The following is a 5,322-nucleotide window of genomic DNA, read 5'->3' as shown; positions in this document are numbered from 1 at the left end:
CATAGGAGATACCCACCGCGCAACGGAATTAACGGGTGCCCTGCTACCGGGCGAGAATGCGGCAAAATTTCCTTGTTGCCTGACAGCGTCAAAATGATCCCTATGCAGCACTGCCAGCAACTGCGCCCCACTGGGGCGCAGTTGTGACCAAAGACTGGCTCMCGTACCCCCATGTGGTGCTTGCCCACCTTCAAGTGGGCAATCTGCTCCATGCGCGGCTCAATGCGATAAACAGGAAGCTGCGGATCAACCCGACGCAGATGCTCGTCCTGGCCGTCATGCCCTCCGCGATCGGCCGGACGTCAACGGCGGCAGGCGTGTCAGAGGTGGCAAAGCAGCTGCAGCTGAGGCGGGAGACGGTCTCCGCGCAGCTCAAGGGCATGGCCAAGAAAGGACTGGTGGTGGTCGCCAAGCCGGCGCCCAACGATGATCACCGTTGGAAAAGGTATGACGTGACCGAGGCCGGTGAGGTCAAGGCCCGCCAGGTTCGCCAGCTCCTGACCCAGCTCGACAAGGTCCTTCGAGTGCTGCTGGGGCATGAGCTGGCCCAGGCGCACCCACGGGCGATCGGACGACTCGCGAAAGGACTACCGGGCGTCCCGCCGCTGGATGACGCCCACGCGGCCGACAGGTTTCGTCACAAGACGATCTGCGAGCGGCGTCAAGTGACGTTGGCCCGCAAGGCCAAGAAAAACGCCAAGGCCGGGAACAGGTAGCCATCTCCCTGTTGGCCAAAAATGCCACCCCCGTTGGCTGATTTCGCTCTACCAAAGTGGTAGGTCTCGGTGGTGGCGAACTACTTCACAGGCGGTGCTTCTACGCACTTGGGCAAGCCCTACCTAGCGGTCAAACTACACGGAGTCCAAGAGCGAGGAGGCGAGCAGCATGGGTCAACCGCGGGAAACGCAATTCGACGCCGACGGTCCGGACGACATCAAACGGAAGTACCTCGCGGAAGCGGGCCTGAATCTGTATTCCGATGCACCCGTGATGTTTCGCCCGTCGGACATCTACCGACTCGGCAAGGATCCCGGCTTCCGGGAGGTGCTGCGCGGCTCCAACGTCTATCTCATCTGCCGACGTCGTCGGATCTCCATCGATCCCGTCTCCCTAAAGGTGAAGGGCGGCGACCTCTACGGCGACTTCCTGGTCCATGGTGAGGGCTATCAGCAGTGGCAGCGTGAGCCGTTCACCTTCACGCCGGCGCAGCTCGGCCGCACAAACCCACCGACACCCTTCCTGGCAGTGCGTCCCGACAGCGCCGCTGGCCACGGGATCACCTTGGCCGAGCAAACCGGCCATACCGTCGAAATGACGTGCGCCGTTCTTGCGGCGCAGAGCCAACATGCTCTGGGCGACCACACCCGGTTGGAGGTGTTGTACATCGGACAGACCTTTGGCGCACAGGGCGACCGCTTGGCCGTCGATCGACTCAGCCGGCACAGCACCTTGCAGCGCATCCTCGCAGATGTCGCAGATGAATGTGGCCGGGACGAAGTGCTCCTTCTCGGGCTGACCTACGGCCACGCCAAGAACATGCTGTCCACCGCGGGTAACCGTTGGGTCGAGCCTTCGGCGACGTCCGCGGAGGAGCACGCCCATTGGAAGAAGGCTGGATCACAGACGTTCACCCGAAGGGACCGAATCCTCTTGGCCGAGGCCGCGCTGATCAACTACTTCAAGCCGCACTACAACCTGCAGCACCTGGATTCCTTCAGCACCAAGGAGCGCCGGCGCAAGCTGAAGACGCTGCGCTCGTTGTTCCGCGAAGACTTCTCCGCGCTGATGGTCGAGATCAGCACCAGCGCGATCGGGGCCAAGCTGTGGTCAGCCGCTGCACCTCGCAGTCCCGGGGAGATCTTGTTTACCGCAAGCAAGATCGCCGAGATGCGGGCCAACAGCCGGAACACGAATCCGCCGATGTCGGCGTCAGAGTTCGACCAGTTCATCCGCGACCACGTCTACGTTCATATTGCGCAATATGCGCTGTACGACCCGACCGAGCGCGAAACCTTTCTGCATGGGCTGCATTGGGGCGAGTGACATCGATGGCCCAGTGCCAACCGAGGGCAGCCCACCATTCGCCGCCCGTGTAGAGCGCCGGGGCCGGCTAGCCTTCGGCGTGGCTGCGCTCCAGCCGGCTTTCCGCATCGGCGGCGATAGCCTCGAAGGCGGTGTCAAGACGCGCGAACACGCCGATGGGCAGCCTGCCATGTGGCTGGTCGGCTTCCGTGGGCCGACTCATGATGCCTTCTGGAACGGGTCCTTCAGCGCGGGGTCGAAGACACCAACCCGATCACGCTGATCTTCGGCCATCAGACGTTCGAAGTCCGGACTCCCAAATTCGCGTCCAACCGCAGGTATCCGATCCCACAACCGAAGGTCTTCATTGAAGAGGCCGCGGCGCTGCCTGAGCACACGCTTGCTGACACTCGACTTTCGTTTCCGCTGAGATGGCATGCTTTGGTCCTGCGGGTAGTTGGACGCCCGACGTTATGCGCCGCTGCCGTGGCGGATGCGCGTGAGCTGGTCAGCCAGGCGATCCATGCCGCCCGGCTCCGCCGCGATGTCGATTGGGCGGTCACCCAGGCCAAATGCTGGCTGGATCAGCCACTCGGCAAGCCAGGCTTCCGTCCCGTCGCCGGCGCTGTCTCGCGCATCCACCAGAAGCCGCTCAAACTCTGGTGTGTGCGTGAAGGCGTCGAGGCGGTCGATGAGCGCCCGCTTTGATGCGATGACGGCGTCGATAGGTCTTTCAGTCATCAGTGCTACCTCCGGGATTGGGAGTCTTCCGTGCTGGTCCTGGGTAAGGCTTGGCATCTGCTGAGGCGTAGTGCATGCCGATCTGCCACAAGGGTTCCATGGCGGTCAGCACAGATGCCGGAATTCGCGTATCGCCCTTTGCGTCAGCGAGCGTGTCCCGCATCGCCTGCGCAATCCGCGCCAGCGCCACGCGCGGTCGTTCGACGCCGCAAATCTCTGCGCCGAACCACAGCAACTCCTCAGTCGTCGGGTAGGCCCTGGTGCGGTGCTTCCCGGCGAAGAGCCTGAGCGCCATCGTCCGGTCCGTCTGCTCAGAGTCGCCAGCGAAGCGCGTGTATGTGTAGGCCGCGGTGGTCACCACGTCGAACACCGGTGAGAGGCGGGGCCTGCCTGACTGCGGCACCAGCACGCCGAAGTTCTTCAGGTGAGCATCTCCGTTGCGCAGCATCACGCTCAAGGCCACCTGCTCATAGAAGCGATGCAGGTCCTCGGAGGGCAGCTGCAAGGACTTCAGCAGTTCAGCGACACGCTGGTAGCTGCCCTGGTACTTGCGCTCGGCGAGCGCGTCGCGCACGCGAAGGCCCATGAGTGCTGCGATGTCCTCGAATCCCTGGCGATCCATGCAGCCGCCCAGACGCGGGACCAGATCGAAGCGGTCGACAACAAGCATGTGCCCGTCGTGCGAGAGGTCAAACCCAGGCGTCGGCATACCGGCGCGCCTGGCAGTTGACAAGCAGAGGAACTCGTTGGCCGCCAGGCCGGGGTAAGCCAGCGGCGCCACCTTCACGATGACCGTGGGAACCGACACGTCTGTGCGATCTGCCAGCATGAGCTTGGGCTGCACGCCGGCGATTCCAGCGCCAGTGCGCAGGTAGCCGTCAGCCAGCTCGTCGAAGGCAGCCTGTGTGAATGGCATGGACAGCAGAGCCTCCCGGCGCAAGCGAATTGGCGGCGGTGCCACGCCCGCGCCCGGCAAGGCGAAGCCCAGCCGGCCGATTCCGTTCTCGCGGACCCTGGCCAGCAGGTTCATGGGGTGCAGTTCCTGCTCCGGGACCATGGTGCTGAGGCGCAGCAGCAGATCGCCTTCGGGCAGGTGCTGGTCCATCGTCGCGAAGAGGGCGCCGTCCCGCCAGGACGCCCTTTCTCTTGGCGGCATGTGCAGCGCAATGCCAGCCTGGCTCTGACGGCTGTCGTCGTAGCGGAACTCGTAGTTCGAGGCCTTGAGCAACTGGCCTGTGCCAATGCCGTTGATCGACACGTCAAGCAGTGAGACCCTGTCGGTCGTTTTGGCCATCTCGCGGGCCATCACGTGGATCCTTGAAGCGCTGATGCCGACCTGCCGCGGTTCAGCTCATGCCGCCGCTGGCTGGAGCGCTTCCACGAAAGTCCGCAGTTCATCGGCCGCCGGCAGCTGCCGACTCGACCGCCATGCCTTCCATAGCGCGCGGATGTACAGGAGGCCGGGGATGATGAAGAAGGCAAGTCCCACGGGGATGATGACGATGCCCAGGACGCTGAACAGGAAGAACTGTTTGACGGCGTGATCGCGCAGACCGTACATCTCCTCGTTCACGAAGAGGCGCTGCTCGTCCTTGTCGTAGACACCGAGGACCAAGTTCTTGAGCTTGCCGCCGTCATCCATGCGAAGGATGGCCAGAGCGACGGACTTCCCGGGCTCGATGGCGCGCCTCAGCGCGTTGGCTGCGCTCGCGTCGGCCAAGTCGACGCGACCGGCGCTGGTTTCCAGCTCGATGAGGCTGTAGGTGTGGATGTGGTCATCAAACGAGTGTTGACCCACGTGCTTCACGCGGCCCGAGATGGTTTCAAGCTTCGACATCTAGCCTCTCGACTGGTTCGTAACCGTACAGCTGACCCAGGGCAGACCTGAGGATCGGCGCCTAAGCATGCAAATGTACGAATTGGTGTGTGTATCAATTAGTGTACGTACACAAGCATGTCGGGGTGAAAACAACCCTGCAGAAACGGTTCGGACAGCGCATCAAAGAGCTTCGCGCCGTGAACCAGGTCACGCAGGAAGAGCTTGCTGAGCGTGCTGGGTTGTTCAGGACCTATATGAGCCGCGTCGAGACGGGCGCGGCCAATCCGACACTGACCGTGATTCACGACCTCGCGACGGCACTCAAGGTCCCGGTCGGCAGCCTTTTTGACGCTCCGGCTGCTGAGCCGCCCAAGAAGACTCGGTCAACTGCGAAGACGTCTCGCGGCCGCGTCTCCAAGAGCTGAGATGAGCCCCGTGTGAAGGGGGCTGATGCGCAGTTGCGCCGCAAACAGTGCGGCCCGTTCCATGCCTGGCTTTGCTCACGGACGAAGGGGCGACGTCAAACCCCGGCCCAATGCCCTTGGACATTCGTGGGGACATCGCCGCGCAATGGCTTGGCGGCCGCCAAAGCCATTCCGACGCAGGCAGAATCCCGCGCCTAACAAACAACTTCCAGGGAGCATTGCAATGACGGGAAAACGCAACCAGCCAGAGCACAGGGCCCGATACGTGCTGCTGCCTGTTCAAGGTACGCACTCATCGGACATGAAGTCCGTTGG

General features: G+C 63.0%; 7 protein-coding genes. 3 read left to right on the top strand and 4 right to left on the bottom strand.

The annotated features are described in order from the left end of the window. Positions 1-143: 143 nt before the first annotated feature. Positions 144-716 carry a hypothetical protein gene (locus ACXJKR_RS23445; protein ID WP_457324858.1) on the top strand — a complete coding sequence of 191 codons (573 nt, stop codon included), beginning with the start codon at positions 144-146 and terminating at the stop codon, positions 714-716. 169 nt (positions 717-885) lie between these two features. After that, positions 886-2,043, top strand: coding sequence for a hypothetical protein (locus tag ACXJKR_RS23440; protein WP_457324857.1), 1,158 nt, complete (start codon positions 886-888; stop codon positions 2,041-2,043). Between the two features lie 67 nt (positions 2,044-2,110). On the opposite strand, the gene ACXJKR_RS23435 is transcribed toward ACXJKR_RS23440, so the two are convergent. The 4 genes from ACXJKR_RS23435 to ACXJKR_RS23420 all read right to left on the bottom strand — a co-directional run bounded on the left by ACXJKR_RS23435 (position 2,111) and on the right by ACXJKR_RS23420 (position 4,600). Continuing rightward, the gene (locus ACXJKR_RS23435; protein ID WP_457324856.1) at positions 2,111-2,245 is read right to left on the bottom strand and encodes a hypothetical protein; all 135 of its coding nucleotides are present in this window, start codon (positions 2,243-2,245) and stop codon (positions 2,111-2,113) included. A 248-nt stretch (positions 2,246-2,493) separates the two neighbouring features. Beyond that, on the bottom strand, positions 2,494-2,763 hold the full coding sequence (locus ACXJKR_RS23430; protein ID WP_457324855.1) for an antitoxin Xre/MbcA/ParS toxin-binding domain-containing protein: 270 nt from the start codon (positions 2,761-2,763) through the stop codon (positions 2,494-2,496). Beyond that, complete coding sequence (locus ACXJKR_RS23425; RefSeq protein WP_457324854.1) at positions 2,756-4,069, bottom strand: type II toxin-antitoxin system HipA family toxin; 1,314 nt, start codon at positions 4,067-4,069, stop codon at positions 2,756-2,758. Before ACXJKR_RS23425 ends, ACXJKR_RS23430 begins: the two co-directional genes overlap by 8 nt. A 45-nt stretch (positions 4,070-4,114) precedes the next feature. After that, positions 4,115-4,600, bottom strand: coding sequence for a hypothetical protein (locus tag ACXJKR_RS23420; protein ID WP_457324853.1), 486 nt, complete (start codon positions 4,598-4,600; stop codon positions 4,115-4,117). Between the two features lie 125 nt (positions 4,601-4,725). Here ACXJKR_RS23420 and ACXJKR_RS23415 point away from each other — a divergent pair, with 125 nt between their 5' ends. Further along, complete coding sequence (locus ACXJKR_RS23415) at positions 4,726-5,007, top strand: helix-turn-helix domain-containing protein (protein WP_457324852.1); 282 nt, start codon at positions 4,726-4,728, stop codon at positions 5,005-5,007. Positions 5,008-5,322: the final 315 nt, after the last annotated feature.

This window comes from Roseateles sp. P5_E11 (genome assembly GCF_054049355.1).
This window is presented reverse-complemented; position numbering and strand designations above follow the sequence as displayed.

Coding starts and splice junctions, on each gene's coding strand:
- ACXJKR_RS23420 (WP_457324853.1), bottom strand. CDS start 4,600: ATGTCGAAGCTTGAAACCATCTCGGGCCGCGTGAAGCACGTGGGTCAA.
- ACXJKR_RS23435 (WP_457324856.1), bottom strand. CDS start 2,245: ATGAGTCGGCCCACGGAAGCCGACCAGCCACATGGCAGGCTGCCCATC.
- ACXJKR_RS23440 (WP_457324857.1), top strand. CDS start 886: ATGGGTCAACCGCGGGAAACGCAATTCGACGCCGACGGTCCGGACGAC.
- ACXJKR_RS23425 (WP_457324854.1), bottom strand. CDS start 4,069: ATGGCCCGCGAGATGGCCAAAACGACCGACAGGGTCTCACTGCTTGAC.
- ACXJKR_RS23430 (WP_457324855.1), bottom strand. CDS start 2,763: ATGACTGAAAGACCTATCGACGCCGTCATCGCATCAAAGCGGGCGCTC.